Origin of the sequence: Streptomyces sp. JL2001 (assembly GCF_050917515.1) — a bacterium.
In the GTDB taxonomy this organism is placed as follows: Bacteria; Actinomycetota; Actinomycetes; order Streptomycetales; family Streptomycetaceae; genus Streptomyces.
Window position 1 is genome coordinate 6,916,661 of sequence record NZ_CP169421.1, and the last position, 17,885, is coordinate 6,934,545.

Below are 17,885 nucleotides of genomic sequence, written 5' to 3' on the forward strand. Positions count from 1 at the left end.
GCGGTGCGGCGGCCCCGCACCCGCCCGTCCCGGCCCGGCGGACGACGCCCCTTCCGCCGGCGCGGGACGCACCGGGCCACCACGTACACGACGGAATCCCCCACGAGACGGACGACGATGACACCGCAGACCCCGCACGACGACCTCGACCCGGCCGGGCGGCGCTGGCTGCGCCTGCTCGGACCGGCGGTCGGCGGCCCGCCCCGCGCGCGCCTGGTGTGCCTGCCGCACGCCGGCGGAGCCGCCACCGCGTACCTGGGCTGGGTCCGCCATCTGCCGCCGCGCACCGAGCTGTTCGCCGTCCAGTACCCGGGGCGGCAGGACCGGCTGGCCGAACCCTGCGTGGAGTCCATGACGGAGATGGCGGACCAGGTGGCCATCGCACTCGCCGGGCTGCCCCCACTGCCCACCGTCGTCTTCGGCCACAGCATGGGGTCCCTCGTGGCGTACGAGGCCCTGGCCAGGGTGCAGCGGAGGCATCCGGCGGCCGTCCCGGAGCGGTTGTTCGTCTCGGGCACGGCCGCCCCGCACCGCGACCGCGAAGGGCTGCCCGCCCTCGACGACGCCTCGCTGGTCGCGTACACCCACCGTCAGGGCGGGGCCTTCCCCGGGGTCTACGAGGACCCCGAACTGCGCGAGCTGCTGCTGCCCTCGCTGCGCGGCGACTTCAGGCTGCTCGCCGGCTACCGGCCGGCCGCCGCGCCCACGCCGCTCGGCGTCCCGGTCACCGCGCTCGGCGGTGACCGGGACACCGGATGCACCGCCGAGGACCTGCGCAGCTGGGCGGGTCTCACCACCGGGGCGTTCGCCATCCGGACGTTCCCCGGCGGGCACTTCTACCTCCAGGACGGCGAGGAGCACCTCGTCCACCTGGTGACGTCGGCGCCGCTCAGTGCGGCGAACCGCTAGCCATGCACGCCGTCAGCGTGGTCCCGTCGACCGGGTCGATCAGCAGGAACGAACCCGTCCGGCGCGAGTCCGCGTACGCGTCCACGGCCAGCGGCTCCGCCGTGCGCACCACCACCCGGCCGATGTCGTTGGCCCGGAGCTCGCCCGCCGCCGGCTGCTGGCTGAGGTCGTCCAGGGTGAGCCGCGACGGGATCTCCCTGACGATCGCCTTGACCGTGCGGGTCGCGTGCTTGAGGAGCACGCGGTCGCCGACCTTCAGCGGCCGGTCGGCCACGTGACACACCGTCGCCGTGACGTCCCGGGTGACCGGCGGGCCCTCGTCGCCGAGCGCCAGCAGGTCTCCGCGGGAGATGTCGAGATCGTCGGCCAGCCGGACCGTGACGGACTGCGGCGCCCAGGCCCGGTCCGTGCTGCCGTCCAGCGTGTCGATCGCCTCGATCACGCTGGTGTGCCGGGACGGCAGGACGGTGACCGGCGCACCGACGCTCAGTACCCCGGAGGCGATCTGGCCGGCGTAGCCCCGGTAGTCGGGGTGTTCGGCGGTCTGCGGGCGGATGACGTACTGCACCGGGAACCGGGTCGGCTCGCCGGACGGGTCGTGGCCCACCGGCACGCTCTCCAGGTGCTCCAGCAGGGTCGGGCCGCCGTACCATGCCATGCGTCCCGAGGGCACCACGACGTTGTCCCCCGCCAGGGCGCAGACGGGGATCGCGGTGACGCCCGAGACCCCCAGTCCGTTCGCGTACGTCGTGAACTCGTCCGCGATCGCGGCGAAGACGGACTCCTGGTAACCGACGAGGTCCATCTTGTTGACGGCGAGGACCACGTGCGGGACCCGCAGCAGTGCCGTCACCGCCAGGTGGCGGCGGGTCTGCTCGACGACGCCGTTGCGGGCGTCGACCAGGACCACGGCCAGTTCGGCGGTGGAGGCGCCGGTGACCATGTTGCGGGTGTACTGCACGTGCCCGGGGGTGTCGGCCAGGATGAACCGGCGGCGGGCCGTCGCGAAGTAGCGGTAGGCCACGTCGATGGTGATGCCCTGCTCGCGTTCGGCGCGCAGGCCGTCGGTGAGGAGGGCCAGGTCGGGTGCTTCCTGGCCGCGGGAGCGGGAGGCGTGCTCGACGGCCTCCAGCTGGTCGGTCAGGACCGACTTGGAGTCGAACAGCAGCCGGCCCACCAGGGTGGACTTGCCGTCGTCCACGGAGCCCGCGGTGGCGAAACGCAGCAGTGAGGTGGCGGTCATGGCTAGAAGTACCCTTCGCGTTTGCGGTCTTCCATCGCGGCCTCGGACATCTTGTCGTCGGCGCGGGTGGCGCCCCGCTCGGTGAGCCGGGAGGCGGCGATCTCGGCGATCACGGACTCGACGGTGGCGGCGGTGGACTCGACGGCGCCGGTGCAGGACATGTCGCCGACGGTGCGGTAGCGGACCCGGCGGGTCTCCAGTCGTTCGCCCTCGCGCGGGCCGCCCCAGTCGCCGGGGGCGAGCCACATGCCGTGGCGGGAGAAGACCTCGCGTTCGTGGGCGTAGTAGATCTCGGGCAGGGCGATGTCCTCGCGCTGGATGTACTGCCAGACGTCGAGTTCGGTCCAGTTGGACAGGGGGAAGACGCGGACGTGTTCGCCGGGGGCGTGGCGGCCGTTGTAGAGGGACCACAGCTCGGGGCGCTGGCGGCGGGGGTCCCAGGCGCCGAACTCGTCGCGCAGGGAGAAGACGCGTTCCTTGGCGCGGGCCTTCTCCTCGTCGCGTCGGCCGCCGCCGAAGACGGCGTCGTAGCGGCCGGTGGTGATCGCGTCGAGGAGGGGGACGGTCTGGAGGGGGTTGCGGGTGCCGTCGGGGCGTTCGCGCAGCCGGCCGTCGTCGATGAAGTCCTGCACGGAGGCGACGTGCAGGCGCAGCCCGTGGCGGGCCACCGTGCGGTCGCGGTACTCCAGGACCTCGGGGAAGTTGTGCCCGGTGTCGACGTGGAGCAGGGAGAAGGGCAGCGGTGCGGGGGCGAAGGCCTTCAGCGCCAGATGGAGCATGACGATGGAGTCCTTGCCGCCGGAGAACAGGATCACCGGCCGCTCGAACTCGCCCGCGACCTCACGGAAGATGTGCACGGCCTCGGACTCCAGCGCCTCCAGATGGCCGAGGGCGTACGCCCCGCTCGTCGTGTCGTGGGCTGCGGCCGGTTCGGTCGCGAAGGTCGTCATGCGAGATCCCTTTCCGTCAGGAGGTCGTGCAGGCGGGCCGTCGACTCCCACACGGTCTGCCGCTGGGACTCGATCCGCAGGTCGGGGTCCGCCGGCACCTCGTACGGGTCGTCGACGCCGGTGAGCCCGCTGATCTCGCCCGCGGCCTGCCGGGCGTACAGGCCCTTCACGTCGCGCGCCGAGCACACGTCGACCGGAGTGGCCACGTGCACCTCCAGGTACGGGGTGGACGAGGCCCGGTGGCTGTCGCGGACCGCGTCGCGCGCGGCCGCGTACGGGGCGATCACCGGGACGAGGACGAGGAGGCCGTTGCGCGCCAGCACCTCGGCGACCATGCCGATCCGCCGGACGTTGGTGTCGCGGTCCTCGCGGGAGAATCCGAGGCCGGCCGAGAGGAAGGTGCGGCACCGGTCGCCGTCCAGGATCTCGACCCGGCGCCCCTCCTCGCGCAGCCGGCGGGCCAGTGCCTCGGCGATCGTCGTCTTGCCGGCGCTCGGCAGGCCCGTGAGCCAGACCGTCGCGCCCGGGCGGCAGGTGCAGACCGGGGCGGGACCGCCCGCCGGGGGCGCCGACCGGCCGGGGGCCGGGGGCGCCGCGGGTCCGGCGGGGCTGAACACTGTCGTGGTTGTCATCCGTCTGTTCCCGCTCCTTCGGGGTGGAGAGTCAGCCGGTCCTTCGTGGCGGTGGCCACGGCGGCCCGGCCCGACGGCCAGGCGAGGGTTCCGCCCTCGCGCCAGAGGTCCGTCTGGTCGTCGTAGTGGGCGTGGAAGGCGTGGCCCGAGGCGCCGGTGAGATTGATCCAGCGCGAGGCGTCGAAGTCGGCGAAGTCGATGACCATCCGCATCGAGGGCACCCAGTTCACCTCGTAGCCCTGCGAGGCGTCCCAGCCGGTCGCGTCGACCGCGGCGGAACCGCCGCCGACCTCCAGCGGCTCGTGGTTCAGCAGCCACTGGACCGGCGCCGGGCCGCCCGTGCCGATCGTCTCGTTGCGCAGGGTCAGCGTGTGCAGGGCGCCCCAGCGCCAGGCGCGCGGGTCGTCGCCGAGCCGTCCCGAGAGCTCCTCGGCCGCGTCGTCCATCGCGGCCCTCAGCACGTCGTCCCGGGTGCGCAGACCCCGCGGATCGCGGGAGTTGCTCCACCAGGGGTCGTCGGGGCGGGCCGCGAGCCGGCGGACGATCTCGTACCAGAGGCCGCCGCCGTCGACGTGGAGCTGGGCGCGGTTGCCCGCGAGCTCGTCGTGGAAGGTCAGCCTGAGCAGGTTGCTCCAGACCGCGTTGAAGTACGCGGCGGGCGCCGAGTCGGCGCCCTGGCCGAAGTCCCAGCCGCGCAGCAGGTCCTGGGCGGCCCGCGCGTCCTTGCCGGGCGTGACCGCGAGGAGCAGTGGCGTGAGGGTCGCGGCGTTGCCGTTGTGGGTGTCGAGCTGGATGCGCTGCATCGCGGCCGCGTCCAGCTTCCCGCTCTTCTCGATCAGCTCGGCGATGCGCTCGCTGCGGTAGCCGTCGCCCCAGTTCCGGGTCAGCGGGTAGGGGTAGGACGGGCCCACCGCGGCGTTGTTCGCCGTGACGATGTAGCCCGACGCGGGGTCGAACGACCGGGGCAGGCGGTCGAAGGGGACGAAGCCCTTCCAGTCGTACTCGCCGGTCCAGCCGGGGACGGGCCAGCGGCCGTCGCCCTTGGCCCGCACCGGGATCCGGCCGGGTGCCTGGTACCCGATGTGGCCTCGGCGGTCGGCGTAGACGAGGTTCTGCGCGGGGGAGGAGAACAGGGCGGCGCCCGCGCGGAACGACGCCCAGTCCTTGGCCGCGTCGAGCCGGAAGACGGCGTCCATGGTCCGTCCGGCGTCGAGCGCGCTCCACCGCATGGCCACGGCGTACTCGCCGCCGCCGGCCCGGTCGACGCCCGGCGCGCGGCCGTCGGTGGCGATCGCCTTCGCCTTGGGGAAGGCGTCGGAGATCAGCGGGCCGTGGTGGGTGGAGCGGACGGTGATCGTACGGCTGTCGCCGCCGGCGACCCGGATGACCTCCTTCCGCGTCTCCAGCGGCAGCGTGCGGTCCCGGTGGCGGTACGAGGAGGCGCCGTCCAGCTTCTCCACGAACAGGTCGGTGTCGGCGGGCGCCAGATTGGTGACGCCCCAGCCGATGTCCGCGTTGTGCCCGACGATGACGCCCGGCATGCCGGAGAAGCCGAAGCCCGAGACGTCGTACGGGCAGGAGGCGGTGACCGCGGTGCAGTGCAGTCCGACCTGGTACCAGACGCCCGGCATGGAGGGCGACAGGTGCGGGTCGTTGGCGAGGAGCGGTTTTCCGGAGACGGTACGGCTGCCGGACACCACCCAGGAGTTGGACCCGATGCCGGACCCGCGCGGTCCGAGCACGCGGTCGACGCCGTCCAGCGCGTCCGAGGCGAGGCCGAGCGGGCTCGCCGACGTGGCGGCGAGTCCGCCGCCCGCGGCGGCGGGGGTGACCGCCGTGCCCGCGGCGGCCCGTCCGCCCGGCGTCGCGGCGGCCGGGACGGTGCCCTGGCTGCTCGCGCTGTCGGTGACGATCGGCCGCCAGCGTGCGAAGTCGTACTCGGGGAAGAGGGAGTCGACCTGGGCGTCGGAGAGGGTGACGGCCAGCAGGGAGTGCCTGACCTGGTCGGAGAGGGTCGCGTTCAGGTTCCAGGCGAGCGCCTTCAGCCAGGACACCGAGTCGGCCGGGCTCCAGGGCTCCGGCGTGTAGGACAGGCCGCCCAGCGAGAGCAGCGGGTACTCGACGGACAGGTCGGCGCCCCGGTGGTCAGCGAGATAGGCGTTCACCCCCGCCGCGTATGCGTCGAGGTGGGCCCGGGTCGACGGTTCGAGGAGGGCCAGCTCGCGCTCGGCGACCCGCCGCCAGCCCATGGTGCGGATGAGCGAGTCCGTTTCCACCTGGCTCTCGCCGAAGAGCTCGGCGAGCCGGCCGGAGGTGATGTGCCGGCGCACGTCCATCTCCCAGAACCGGTCCTGGGCGTGCACGAAGCCCTGTGCGAGGAACAGGTCGTGGGCGTTGCCGGCGTAGATCTGCGGGATGCCCGCGGCGTCCCTGGCCACCGTCACCCGGCCCTGAAGTCCCGGTACCGCGAGCTCGCCGGCCACGGTCGGGAAGGAGGCGCGCACCGTGCGGGTCGCCGTCAGGCCGGCCGCGCAGACGGTCACCACGAGCAGGACCGTCAGGCACCAGGCCGTCACCCGCAACCGGCGCCACCAGCGGGTGCGACGGCGCGGCGGGGCCGCGGGGGATTCCGGATCAGGGGGGCTCGCCGCCGGTTCCGCGCCCGGTGAGCCGGGCAGGGTCGGCGGCTCCATCACTTCGCTCATCTCGTCGTTTCCCATGCTCGGCGGAACTCTCCGCACCGAAGGTCGCAGGGGTGCCGTCCGGCCGTAAGCCAGGGAATCTCCTGACAGAGGGCCTTGTCCGTCCCGCCGCCGGCCGGCCGGCGACGTGCCGCCGACGGACGGACAGCGAACGGATAGCGGATCGAGAGCCGATCGACAGCGGTGGCCTGTTGCCTGGGCGCACCAGGACGGCGAGGGCCCGTCCGGACACGGAGGCGGACATGCCGGTGACGGCGCTCTGGGCGGCACCACGATCGCGTTCGACCGCGTTCTTCCGGTCGATGCTGCAGTACGGCGAACTCACCGCGCTGCACGAGCCGTTCTGCAACGTGGCCGACTTCGGGGAGACCGAGGTGGCCGGGCGGGTGGTCCGCTCCGAGCGGGAACTCATCGACGCCGTGGTGGAACTGGCGAAGGACCGGGAGGTGTTCTTCAAGGACACCACCGACCACCGCTACGCGGAGGTCCTGGAGGACCGCCGCTTCCTGGCCGAGACCCGGCACACGTTCCTCATCCGCAGGCCGGAGGAGGTCGCGGCCTCGTTCTACGCCCTCCAGCCCGACATGACGGTCTCCGACATCGGGATCGAGGGCCTGTACGAGGTGTACCGGGCGGTCCTGGACGCGGGCGGCCCGCCTCCCGTGGTCGTCGACTCGGACGATCTGGTGAACCGGCCCGCGCAGACCATGGCGGCGTACTGCGCGGCGCTCGGCCTCACCTACCGCGAGGAGGCGCTCAACTGGAGCGCGAGCAAGCGCGAGGAGTGGCAGCGCACCGATCGCTGGCACGTGGCGGTCAGCAACAGCACGGGGTTCTCCAAGAGCCGTTCCAGCTACCGGCACACGGTCGGGAACACCCCGCTGCTCGCCGGGTTCGCCGCCCATCACCAGCCGTTCTACGAGCTGTTGCGCGCGGTCCGGCTCCCGGTGGGGGAGCCGGCCAGGGTCGAGGAGGCGGCGCCGGCCGTGTGACGACCCGGCTCGCCCGCCGGGCCCCGGCCGGCGGGCCGCCGCCCGGGCCGGGGGCGGGCGCCGTGATCCGCCGGCGGCCGTCAGACGGCCGCCAGGGCCCGCCGGTCGACCTTGCCGTTGCGGGTCAGCGGGATCTCGTCGAGGACGACGACGCGGCCCGGCACCATGTAGAGGGGCAGCACCTCGCCCAGATACGCCTGGACCGCGGCGGTGCCGGGCACGTCCGGACCGGTCACGTACGCGACCAGGACGGGCTCCGAGCCCTCCTCGGACGGGCGGTGCAGGTCCACCACCGCGTCCTTGATCCCCGGATGCGACAGCAGGACCTCCTCGACCTCGCCCGGCTCGATCCGGTGGCCGTGCAGCTTGATCTGGGTGTCGATCCGGCCGGCGAACTCCAGGCCCGTCCCGTCGGGCATCCACCGCACCAGGTCACCCGTGCGGTACAGCCGCTCGCCGTGGGCGCCGAAGGGGTCGGGCACGAACTTCAGGGCCGTCAGCCCCGGCCGGTCGAGGTAGCCGCGGACCACCCCCGCGCCGCCCATCAGCAGCTCGCCGTACTCGCCCGCCGGCACCGGCTCGCCGTCCGGCGAGACCACGAGGGCCCGGAGGTTCGGCATCGCCTCGCCGATCAGCGGCTTGGGAACGCCGGCCGCCGGATCGTGGCGCTGCTCGGTGCAGGCCACCGTGACCTCGGTCGGACCGTACTGGTTGTTCACGATCCGCTCCGGCGACGACCAGCGGTCCGCCTGGAAGCGGCTCAGCTGCTCACCGCCCACGTTCAGCACCCGCAGCGCGGGCAGGTCGGCGGGGTCGAGCAACGGCAGGATCGCCGTGGTGAACGACACCACCGACACGCCCTCGGAGCTCATCAGCGCCGTCAGCGCGCGGGGGTCGAGCAGCGTCAGCGCCGAACCCTGCACGAGGGTGGCGCCGTTGGTGAGCGCCCCGAAGACCTCCAGGACGTGCACGTCGAAGCAGGGGTTGGTGAACTGGAGCCACCGGTCGCCGGGACCGATCGTGAACTGGCGCGCCATGTGGGCGGTCAGGTTGACCGCCCCGCGGTGCGGCACCAGCGTCCCCTTCGGCCGCCCCGTCGAGCCGGAGGTGTAGATCACGTACGCCAGCTGGTCCTGACGGGCCGGCAGCCCCGGGTCGACGTCCGGCAGCGCCGCCAGCATGTCCGCCGTGTACGGGTCGTCCAGGCAGACGACCGCGGCCTCGTCGGGCACCCGCGCCGCCAGCGCCGTCGAGGTGACGACCATGTCGCAGCCGGCGTCCCGCAGGAGGTAGCCGAGCCGGTCGGCCGGCTGCTCCGGGTCCATCGGCAGGTACGCGCCGCCGGCCTTCAGCACCGCGAGCATCGCGAGCGGCAGGTGCGGGCCGCGCTCCATGAGCACCCCGACCACCGACTCGCGCGCCACCCCGAGCCGGCGCAGATGGGCGGCGAGCCGGTTGGCACGGCCGTCGAGTTCGGCGTAGGTCCAGGTGGCACCCTCGAAGCGGAGGGCGGGCGCGTCGGGGGTGCGCGCCGCCCACCGCGCCACTCGCTCGTGCAGGCAGGGCAGCGCGTGCAGGTCGTCGGGGCCGCCCGGGTCGGTCAGGAGCTCCGGGCCGGTCGGGTCCGCCGGGGAGGCGGGTTCGGTCAGGTCGGTCGCTTCGGTCGTCCGCATCGTCTTTCCACTTCTGGTCGGTTGTCCCCTCGCCGCCGGTCCGCCCTCGGCCGGCGGCCGTACGTGCCGCCCGCCTCAGCCGGCCAGCAGCGCGTCCACGTCCTCGTCGCTGAGGTCGCCGATCTCCTGGGCGAGCCGGGCGACCGCCGCCACGTCCACGCCCTGCTCCTCGCCCGCCGCCGCCACGACGGCCGCCTGCCGCTCCACGTCGGTCGCCTCGAAGACGGCCCGCAGCGGGATCTCGACGCCGAGGATCTCGCCGATTAGCGCGGCGATCCGGGTCGCGGCGAGCGAGTAGCCGCCGAGTTCGAAGAAGTCGTCCCTGACCCCGATCCGCTCGATGTTGAGGACGCTGCCCCACACCTCGGCGAGCAGGCTCTCCAGCGGGGTCCGGGGCGCGACGAAGGAGCCCTGGAGGTCGGGGCGGGCGCTGCCCACGGCCGGCAGCGCCGACCGGTCGGCCTTGCCGCTGACCGCGAGCGGCAGCCGGTCCAGGGCGACGAAGTGGGCGGGGACCATGTGGTCGGGCAGGGTGGCGCGCAGTCGGGCGCGCAGCTCCGGGACCGTCACGGCCGCGCCGTCGGCGGGCACGTAGTAGGCGGCCAGCGTCGTCTCGCCGGTCTCCCGGACGGGGTTGACCACCGCCTCCGCGACACCGGGGCAGGCGGCGAGCGCCGCCTCGATCTCGCCCAGCTCGATGCGGAAGCCCCGCACCTTGACCTGGTCGTCGATGCGGCCCAGGTAGTCGAGCTGTCCGTCGGCGGTCCACCGGGCCAGGTCGCCGGTGCGGTACATGCGCTCCCCGGGGCCGCCGAACGGGTCGGGGAGGAACTTCTCGGCGGTCAGCCCCGGCCGCCGGTGGTAGCCGCGGGCGAGCCCGACGCCGGCCACGTACAGCTCGCCCGCCACGCCGACGGGCACCGGGCGCAGCCGTCCGTCGAGCACGTAGGCGCGGGCGTGGGCCATCGGCCGCCCGATCGACACCGCGCCGGGGCCGATCCGGTCCCCGGGCTCCACCCGGAGGGCGACACAGCCGACGGTGGCCTCGGTCGGCCCGTACTCGTTGACGACGGCCGTTCCCGGGAAGCGCGTCCGCCACTGGTCGAGGACCTCGCCGATCAGCGCCTCGCCGCCGATCACCAGGTCCTGGGTCGGCGAGAACTCCTCCGGCAGGGCCTGGACGAGCGGCAGATGACTCGGGGTGATCTTGAGCAGGTCGAGCCGGCCCTCACCGCCGGGCAGGCGGTCGCGCAGACCGTCCAGTTCGCCGACGACGATGCGGCCGCCCACGGTGAGCGGGCCGAGCAGGGTCGTCACCGACAGGTCGACCGACACGGGGGAGTGGAGCAGGGAGGAGCCGGCCAGCCCCGGGTAGTCGTGGCGGCAGGCGTCCAGGTAGTCGGCCAGGGCGCGGTGCCCGATGAGGACGCCCTTCGGACGGCCGGTCGAACCCGAGGTGTAGATCGCGTACGCCAGGTTCCCGGCCCGCAGCGGCGCGGTGCGGTCGGCGTCCGTCGGGTCGTGGTCCGGGTATCCGGCGAGCGCCTCCCGGACGTCGTCGGCGTCGAGGACGATCCGGGGCGTGCCGCCGGTGAGGGCCGCCGGCACATCGCCGGTGGTGACCACCACGGAGGGGGCGGAGTCGGCGAGCAGGTAGGCGATCCGGTGGGCGGGCAGCGCCGGGTCCACCGGGACGTAGGCGGCGCCCGTCTTGAGGACGGCGAGCACGGCGGTCACGAGTCCGGCCGACCGGGGGAGCATCAGCGCGACCATCCGCTCGGGTCCCGCGCCGCGGTCGATCAGCAGCCGGGCCAGCCGGTTGGCCTCGGCGTTGAGCCGCCCGTAGCTGAGGGTCCCGGCGTCGGAGACGACCGCCGGAGCGTCGGGGACGGCGGCGGCCCGTGCCTCGATCAGCGCGGGGGCGAGCGCGGCCGGCGCCTCGCTGCCGGTGTCGTTCCACTCGGTCACGAGGCGGTGTTCGTCCTCGGCTCGCAGCAGCGGAAGGGCACCGACGGGTTCCTCGGGGCGGTCGACGGCGGCGGCCAGCAGGGTCGCGTACTGCGTCCACATCCGCTCGACCGTCGACGCGTCGAAGAGGTCCGTGCTGTAGTCGACGACGCCCTCGAAGCAACCGTCCGCGTCCCACAACTGGACGTTGAGGTCGAGATGGGTCGCCTTGCGGCGCACCGGGACGGCCGCCAGGGACAGGTCGCCCACGGAGACCGCGGGCATGGGCGCGTTCTGCACCAGGAACATCACCTGGGCGAGCGGCTGATGGCTCAGGTCCCGCTTGGGCGCCAGGTCCTCCACCAGCCGGTCGAACGGCAGGTCCTGGTGCTCGACGCCGTCCAGGACGGTACGGCCGACCCGCGTCGCCAGTTCGGCGAACGTCGGGTCGTCCGCGAGCGAGGTCCGGAACAGCAGGACGTTGATGAAGCAGCCGATCAGGCCCTCGACCTGCGGGGTGCGGTTGGCGACACCGCTGGCGACGGTGATGTCCCCGCCTCCCGTCCAGCGGCCCAGGGCCGTCTGGAAGGCGGCGAGCAGCGCGGCGAACGGGGTGACGCCCAGCGCCCGCGCCGCGCGGGTGACGGCCGCGGACGTCTCCGGCGTGAGCCGCACGGGCAGCGTGGCGCCCCGGTACGACTGGACGGCCGGACGCGGCCGGTCGGCGGGCAGTTCGAGCACCGGGGGCGCGCCGCGCAGCTGCGCGCGCCAGTAGCCGAGCAGCTCCTCGGTGCGGGCCTCGTCCAGCTGCTCCTGCTGCCAGGCGGCGTAGTCGACGTACTGGACCTCGGGAGCGGGCAGCCCGGCCTCCTCGCCGGAGCGGTGCGCCGCGTACAGCCGGGCCAGCTCCCCGACGAAGATCCCGCAGGACCAGGAGTCGGAGATCAGGTGGTGCAGGGTGACGGCCAGGACGTGGTCGTCGTCGGCCAGCCGGAGCAGCTCGACCCGGAGCAGGCGGCCCGTCAGGTCGAAGGGCCGGGCCGCGCCCTCGGCGATCAGCGAGGACAGCGCGTCCTCGTCCGCGGCGGCCGGATCGCCGGTGAGGTCGCGGACGGTGACCTCCACGTGCGGGTCGTCCTCGACGACCTGGCCGAGCACGCCGTCGACCGTGCGGAAGACCGTGCGCAGCGACTCGTGACGGTGCGCCACCTCCCGGACCGAAGCGGTGAGCGCCGGGGTGTCCAGGGTGCCGCGCAGCCGGACCGCGAAGGGGACGTGATAGGCCGAGCCGCCCGGGTACAGCTGCTCGATGATCATGATCCGCTGCTGGGCGGGCGTGGCGGGAAAGACCAGCGGCGCGGCGGGTTCCGCGACGGCGGACAGGGTCGGGTTCATCTGCTTCGTCTCCACGGGATGCGTCATGAGCCGCTCTGCCGGCTCAGCTGGCGTGCGGCGCGCAGGGCCCGCAGCTTGTCCTTCCCGCCGCCCGGCGCGGCGAGGGTGACCGCCCGGGTGCGGTCGATCGGCCGGATGCGGCTCGCGGACGGTCCGTCGCCCAGGGCGTCCACCGCCGCCGCGAGGCGCTCCAGGGTGGGGTTCTCGAACATCACCCGGAGGGGCAGCTGCGCCCCGAGCGACTCGTGGACCCGGACCGCGAAGCGCGACATCAGCAGCGAGTGGGCGCCGTGGTCGAACAGGTTGTCCGTCCGGCCGATCACCGCCCCCTCCAGCAACTCGCCCAGAATCGAGGCGAGTTCGCGCTCGGTCGCGGTGGCCGGCCCGGTCGGGGCGTCGCCCGTCGGCAGGGTCGGGGCGCGCAGCGCCGCCCGGTCCACCTTGCCGCTGGTGTTCAGCGGGAAGTCGTCCACCCACACGAAGCGGGTGGGAACCATATAGCCGGGCAACACCTCGGCCAGGGCGCGGCGCAGCTCGCCGGCCGCGGCCCGTTCGTCGAAGCCGCCCCCGCCCGCCTGTTCGTGCCGCCGGACGTACGCCACCAGCGTGGCAGGCCCGTCCGGATCCGGGCGGTGTGCCACCGCCACACCCATCCGCACCGACGGCAGCGAACCGAGCGCGGCGTCGATCTCGCCCAGCTCGATCCGGTGCCCGTTGACCTTCACCTGGTTGTCGATCCGGCCCAGCAGCTCGATCCGGCCGTCCGCGGTGAGCTTCGCCAGGTCACCGGTGCGGTAGAGCCGGCCGCCCGGGGTGTCGCCGTACGGGTCGGGGACGAACACCGAGGCCGTGAGGCCGGGGCGGCCCAGATAGCCCCGTGCCAGACCGTCGCCGCCGATCACCAGCTCGCCCGCGACGCCCGCCGGAGCCGGCTCCAGGCGCTCGTCGAGCACGTACACACGGGTGTTCGCGATGGGGCCGCCGATCGGCGTGGCGCCCTCGGGCGGCTCGGTCACCTCGGCCGCGGTCGACCAGACGGTCGTCTCCGTGGGGCCGTACAGGTTCCACAGCGAGCGGCAGCCGCGGTCGAGCAACTGCCGTGCCAGGCCGGGCGGGAGCGCCTCGCCGCCGCTGAGCACGGCGGTTCCCGGCGCACCGTGCCAGCCCGCGTCGCAGAGCAGCCGCCAGGTGGCCGGGGTCGCCTGCATCAGTGCGAACGCGCCGGTGTCGAGACGCATCCGCAGCTGCTCGCCGCTGCCCGCGACGGTCCTCGGCACGAGGTGCGCGCAGCCGCCGGTGGTCAGCGGAAGGTAGATCTCCAGCCCGGAGATGTCGAAGGAGAAGGTGGTCACGGCGAGCAGCCGGTCTCCCGCGACGGGACCGAGCAGGGCGGCCATGCCGCTGAGGAAGTTGGCGAGCGCGCCGTGCGGGATGTGCACGCCCTTGGGGCGGCCCGTCGAGCCCGAGGTGTAGAGCACGTAGGCCGCCTGCGCCGGGCGCACGGTGACCGCGGGCGGGGTGGCCGCCGCCTCCGCCGGCTCCGGGCCGAGCTCGTCCAGCAGCAGCCGCCGGGCGATCCCGGCGTCGGCGGTGACGCCGGCGAGCGCGGAGTCGGTGACGAGGGTGCGGGCACCGCTGTCGGCGAGCAGGTAGGCGATGCGTTCGGCCGGCAGGTGCGGGTCGAGGGGGAGGTAGGTGCCGCCGGCCCGCAGCACCGCGAGCATCGCGACGACCATCTCCCGGGCGTGCGGGAGGTGCACCGCGACGACGTCCTCGGGACGCAGGCCGCGGGCCAGGAGCAGCCGGGCCAGCCGGTTGACGGCCTCGTCCAGCTCCCGGTACGTCAGGGTCGGCACCGTGACGGCCCGGGCCGCGTCCGGCGCCCCGCCGAGCGGGTACTCGACGTCGTCGAACGCCAGCGCGGGGGCGTCGGGCGTCAGGGCGGCCTGCGCGGCCACCCGCTCGTGCACCGGCACCCCGGTCGTGTCCGGGACCCGGGTGTCGTTGAGGTCGTGGAGCAGGGCGGTGCGCTCCCGCGCGCCGAGCAGCGGCAGCAGACCGGCCGGCAGGCCGGGGTCCCCCGCCACCGCGTCGAGGAGCACCGTCAGGCGTTCCACCAGCAGGTCGGCCGTACCGGCGTCGAAGAGGTCGCGGTCGAACTGGAGCATGCCGGCCAGCACGCCGTCCACGTCGGCGAAGGTCAGCTGGAGGTCGAGCTGGGCGTCCGGCGGGTCCAGCGGCACGGGCCGCAGTTCCGGGCCGCCCAGGTCGAACCGGGCCGCCGGATCCCCGAGCACGAAGCCGGCCAGCGGCCCGCCCTGCAGGGTGAACAGCGCCTGCACCAGCGGGGAGCGGCTCGGGTCGCGCGGCACGCGGCTGCGTTCCACCAGCAGCGACAGCGGCAGCCCCGCGTGGCGCAGCGCCGCGGGCACCCCGCGGGCCGCCCGGCGCAGCAGCCCGGTGAAGGGCTCGGCCGGATCGATGTCCGCCCGCAGCACGGCCGTGTTGAGGAACGGGCCGACGGTGTCGGCGAAGTGCGCCTGCTCGCGGCCGTGCACGGGCGAGCCGACCAGCACGGTCCGCTGCCCGCTGATCCGCGACAGGAGCAGCTGGTAGGCGCTCAGCAGCACGGTGTAGAGCGTGGTGCCCTCGGCGTGCGCGAGCTCCGCCAGGCGCGCCGAGGTGGCGGCCGACAGCCGGAAGCGGCGTACCCCGCCCCTGCCCCGCTGCTCCGGCGGCCGCCCGTGGTCGGCCGGGAGCTCCAGGACCGTGGGCGCGTCCGCCAGCTCGCGCCGCCAGAACTCCCACAGCCGCTCGCCCTCGGGCCCGCCGAGCAGCTCCGACTGGCGGCCGGCCGCCGCGGTGAAGCCCGGCACCGCCGCGGGGAGCGGGTCCGTCCCTCCGGTCTCCGCCCGGTAGTGCAGGCCGAGTTCCCGCAGCAGGACCTCCAGCGACCAGAGGTCCGCCACCATGTGATGGGCGGCCACGACCAGGCGGTGTTCGCGGGGGCCGCACGTCAGCAGCGCCACCCGCAGCAGCGGCCCGGAGGCCAGGTCGAAGGGGCGGTACGCGTGGGCCGCGAGCTCGGCCCGCAGGCGCTCCTCGGACCAGCCCGTCGCGTCGGCCTCGGTGAACTCCGGGGGCAGCTCGGCGTGCACCCGCTGCACGGGGCCGTCGCCGACGGAGGGGAAGGTGGTGCGCAGCGCCGGATGCCTCCGGACCACGGCCTCCAGCGCCCGGCGCAGCGCGGCCGCGTCCAGGTCGCCGGTGAGGGCGCAGGCGGTGGACAGGTGGTAGGCGCTGCCGTCCGGCCGGACCTGGTGCAGGAACCACATGGCCCGCTGGCCGTGGGACAGCTCGCCGTCGCCGGGCGGTGTGTCCGCCGGCGGCGCGTCCGCCGCGCTTCCGGCACCCGCGACGAGCGCCCCCGCCAGGTCCTCGATCCCGAGCGAGAAGGCGTCCTCGGCGGTCAGCTCCACCCGGAACGCCCGCTGCAGCCGGTGCTGGAGACGCACGGTGTCCAGGGAGTCGAGACCGGCCTCGGCGGCCGGCACGTCCAGCGGAACCTGCTCGGCGGGGACGCGCAGCAGCTCCGCGACGCACGCCCGTACGTAGGCGACGACGCCCTCCGGGTCGGTCGGGGCCGGAACGGCGAGCGTGTCGGCCGCGTCCCCGGACGTCCGCGCCGGCTCGTCGCTGTGGCTGCCGACGACGAGCAGCGAGCCGTCGAGGTGCGCCGCCCGGCAGGCGTGCCGGGCGACCTTGCCGCTGGAGGTGCGGGGCAGGGAGGCCGTACGGATCAGCACGACGGCGTGCGGGCGGACCTCGTGCCGCTCCGCGATCCGCGCCTGGATCGCGCGGGCCAGCGCGTCCGGGTCCTCCACGCCGTGCCCGTGGATCAACTCCTGCACGATCACGAGCTGTTCGGCGGCGTCGGGGCCGGGGACGGAGAAGGCCGCGCCGCCGCCCGAGCGCAGCGCGGGGGAGACCCCCTCGGCCGTCAGCTCGATGTCCTGCGGGTAGTGGTTGCGGCCACGGACGATGATCAGGTCCTTGCGGCGCCCGGTCACGTACAGCTCACCGCCGTCGAGGAAGCCCAGGTCGCCGGTGCGCAGGAAGGCGGTGCCGTCCCCACCGTCGATCCGCGCCCCGAAGGTGTCGGCGACGGCGTCCGTACGGTTCCAGTAGCCGCGGGCGACACTGGGCCCCGCCACCCAGATCTCGCCGATCCCGCCCGGGGCGACCGGCCCGCGGGTCACCGGATCGACGATCTCCAGCCGCTGTTCGGGCGGCAGCACGCCCGAGGCGGCGAGTTCGCCGACCGCTCCGGAACCGTCCGGCGCCTCGGCGGTGCGGAAGCCGGTACGGGCCGGCCCGCCGGTGACGAGCAGCGAAGCCTCGGCCAGGCCGTAGCAGGGCAGCATGGCGTCGGGGCGGAAGCCGGAGACGGCGAAGGCGTCGGCGAAGCGCCGCAGCGAGCCCGGCCGGACCGGCTCGGCGCCGTTGAACGCCACCCGCCAGGACGAGAGGTCCAGGGCGGCCCGCTCCTCCTCGGTGGTCCGCTCGACCGCCAGGTCGTAGGCGAAGTTGGGCCCTCCGGTGACGGTCGCCCGCTCCTCGCTCACCACGGTCAGCCAGCGCAGCGGATCACGGGCGAAGGTGCTCGGCGCCATCAGGGACATCGTGCCCCCGGCGCGGACGGTGCCCATGACCGAGCCGATCAGCCCCATGTCGTGGTACATCGGCAGCCACGACACCCCGCGCATCTCGGTGTCGAGCTCGAAGACCCGCCCGATCATCGCCGTGTTGGCCAGCAGGTTGCCGTGGCTGAGGACCACCCCGCGCGGGGTCGAGGTGGAACCGGAGGTGTACTGCAGGAACGCGACGGCGTCCTCGTCGAGCGCGGGCGGCCGCCAGTCGGGCGCGTCGTCCGGCGTCATCGAGTCCGTCGCCACCAGACGCAGCGCCGGCACCCCGTCGTCCCCGGCGAGCCGCGGCGCGAGCCGGCCCCGGATCACCTCGGTGGTGAGCGCCGTGTCCGCGCCGCTGTCCCGCACGATCGCCGCCAGCCGCTCGACGGAGCGGGGGTGGCGGCTCGGCGGGTAGGCGGGGACGGCGACGACACCCGCGTACAGGCAGCCGAAGAAGGTGCTGACGTAGTCGAGGCCCGCGGGGAACAGCAGCACCGCGGTGCGCCCCGAGAGTCCCAGCGCGGTCAGCCGCGCCGCGATGGTCCGCGCCCGCAGGTCGAGGCCGGCGTAGTCGAGCTCCTCGGCCGGTCCGGGCTCCTCGGCGTGGAAGCGGAAGGCCGTCGCGTGCGGCCGACTCCGCGCCGCACCGGAAAGTACGTCTCGCCAGTTCATGGGTAACGACCTCACCTCGATCACAGCGGTGCCTACGGTCCTCACCCTGGCCCAGCGCGGCCCCACGACGAGATCGGTA

9 protein-coding genes are annotated in these 17,885 nt (G+C 74.5%); 2 read left to right on the forward strand and 7 right to left on the reverse strand.

Translation table 11 applies throughout. The features are described from left to right. Positions 1 to 117 precede the first annotated feature (117 nt). On the forward strand, positions 118 to 909 hold the full coding sequence (locus ACE1OA_RS30910) for a thioesterase II family protein (RefSeq protein WP_432753715.1): 792 nt from the start codon (positions 118 to 120) through the stop codon (positions 907 to 909). Here ACE1OA_RS30910 and ACE1OA_RS30915 read toward each other — a convergent pair. Genes ACE1OA_RS30915 through ACE1OA_RS30930 form a run of 4 tightly spaced genes read right to left on the reverse strand, consistent with a single transcriptional unit; the run spans position 890 to position 6,454 of the window. Beyond that, positions 890 to 2,152, reverse strand: a complete 1,263-nt coding sequence (locus ACE1OA_RS30915; protein WP_386541459.1) for a sulfate adenylyltransferase subunit 1 — start codon at positions 2,150 to 2,152, stop codon at positions 890 to 892. The genes ACE1OA_RS30910 and ACE1OA_RS30915 overlap by 20 nt on opposite strands. Before the next feature lie 2 nt (positions 2,153 to 2,154). Next, complete coding sequence (gene cysD / locus ACE1OA_RS30920) at positions 2,155 to 3,102, reverse strand: sulfate adenylyltransferase subunit CysD (RefSeq protein WP_432753716.1); 948 nt, start codon at positions 3,100 to 3,102, stop codon at positions 2,155 to 2,157. Continuing rightward, positions 3,099 to 3,734: an adenylyl-sulfate kinase gene (gene cysC / locus ACE1OA_RS30925; RefSeq protein ID WP_147980575.1), complete on the reverse strand. Its 636-nt coding sequence runs from the start codon at positions 3,732 to 3,734 to the stop codon at positions 3,099 to 3,101. Before cysC ends, cysD begins: the two co-directional genes overlap by 4 nt. Beyond that, the gene (locus ACE1OA_RS30930; protein WP_386541464.1) at positions 3,731 to 6,454 is read right to left on the reverse strand and encodes a penicillin acylase family protein; all 2,724 of its coding nucleotides are present in this window, start codon (positions 6,452 to 6,454) and stop codon (positions 3,731 to 3,733) included. The genes cysC and ACE1OA_RS30930 overlap by 4 nt, the downstream gene beginning before the upstream one ends. 224 nt (positions 6,455 to 6,678) lie before the next feature. On the opposite strand from ACE1OA_RS30930, the gene ACE1OA_RS30935 reads away from it, so the two are divergent. Beyond that, on the forward strand, positions 6,679 to 7,428 hold the full coding sequence (locus ACE1OA_RS30935) for a sulfotransferase family protein (protein ID WP_356605459.1): 750 nt from the start codon (positions 6,679 to 6,681) through the stop codon (positions 7,426 to 7,428). Positions 7,429 to 7,508: 80 nt separating this feature from the next. On the opposite strand, the gene ACE1OA_RS30940 is transcribed toward ACE1OA_RS30935, so the two are convergent. From ACE1OA_RS30940 to ACE1OA_RS30950, 3 genes are all read right to left on the reverse strand, one after another. After that, positions 7,509 to 9,101, reverse strand: a complete 1,593-nt coding sequence (locus ACE1OA_RS30940; protein WP_356780520.1) for an amino acid adenylation domain-containing protein — start codon at positions 9,099 to 9,101, stop codon at positions 7,509 to 7,511. 75 nt (positions 9,102 to 9,176) lie between these two features. Then, positions 9,177 to 12,470, reverse strand: a complete 3,294-nt coding sequence (locus ACE1OA_RS30945; protein WP_432753717.1) for an amino acid adenylation domain-containing protein — start codon at positions 12,468 to 12,470, stop codon at positions 9,177 to 9,179. Next, positions 12,467 to 17,806 (reverse strand): amino acid adenylation domain-containing protein, encoded by a 5,340-nt coding sequence (locus ACE1OA_RS30950; protein WP_432753718.1) that lies wholly within the window; start codon positions 17,804 to 17,806, stop codon positions 12,467 to 12,469. Before ACE1OA_RS30950 ends, ACE1OA_RS30945 begins: the two co-directional genes overlap by 4 nt. Between the last annotated feature and the right edge of the window lie 79 nt (positions 17,807 to 17,885).

What these genes read in the sequence shown, in the direction of transcription:
- ACE1OA_RS30910 (WP_432753715.1), top strand. Translation starts at nt 118, where the DNA reads ATGACACCGCAGACCCCGCACGACGACCTCGACCCGGCCGGGCGGCGC.
- ACE1OA_RS30915 (WP_386541459.1), bottom strand. Translation starts at nt 2,152, where the DNA reads ATGACCGCCACCTCACTGCTGCGTTTCGCCACCGCGGGCTCCGTGGAC.
- cysD (WP_432753716.1), bottom strand. Translation starts at nt 3,102, where the DNA reads ATGACGACCTTCGCGACCGAACCGGCCGCAGCCCACGACACGACGAGC.
- cysC (WP_147980575.1), bottom strand. Translation starts at nt 3,734, where the DNA reads ATGACAACCACGACAGTGTTCAGCCCCGCCGGACCCGCGGCGCCCCCG.
- ACE1OA_RS30930 (WP_386541464.1), bottom strand. Translation starts at nt 6,454, where the DNA reads ATGGGAAACGACGAGATGAGCGAAGTGATGGAGCCGCCGACCCTGCCC.
- ACE1OA_RS30935 (WP_356605459.1), top strand. Translation starts at nt 6,679, where the DNA reads ATGCCGGTGACGGCGCTCTGGGCGGCACCACGATCGCGTTCGACCGCG.
- ACE1OA_RS30940 (WP_356780520.1), bottom strand. Translation starts at nt 9,101, where the DNA reads ATGCGGACGACCGAAGCGACCGACCTGACCGAACCCGCCTCCCCGGCG.
- ACE1OA_RS30945 (WP_432753717.1), bottom strand. Translation starts at nt 12,470, where the DNA reads ATGACGCATCCCGTGGAGACGAAGCAGATGAACCCGACCCTGTCCGCC.
- ACE1OA_RS30950 (WP_432753718.1), bottom strand. Translation starts at nt 17,806, where the DNA reads ATGAACTGGCGAGACGTACTTTCCGGTGCGGCGCGGAGTCGGCCGCAC.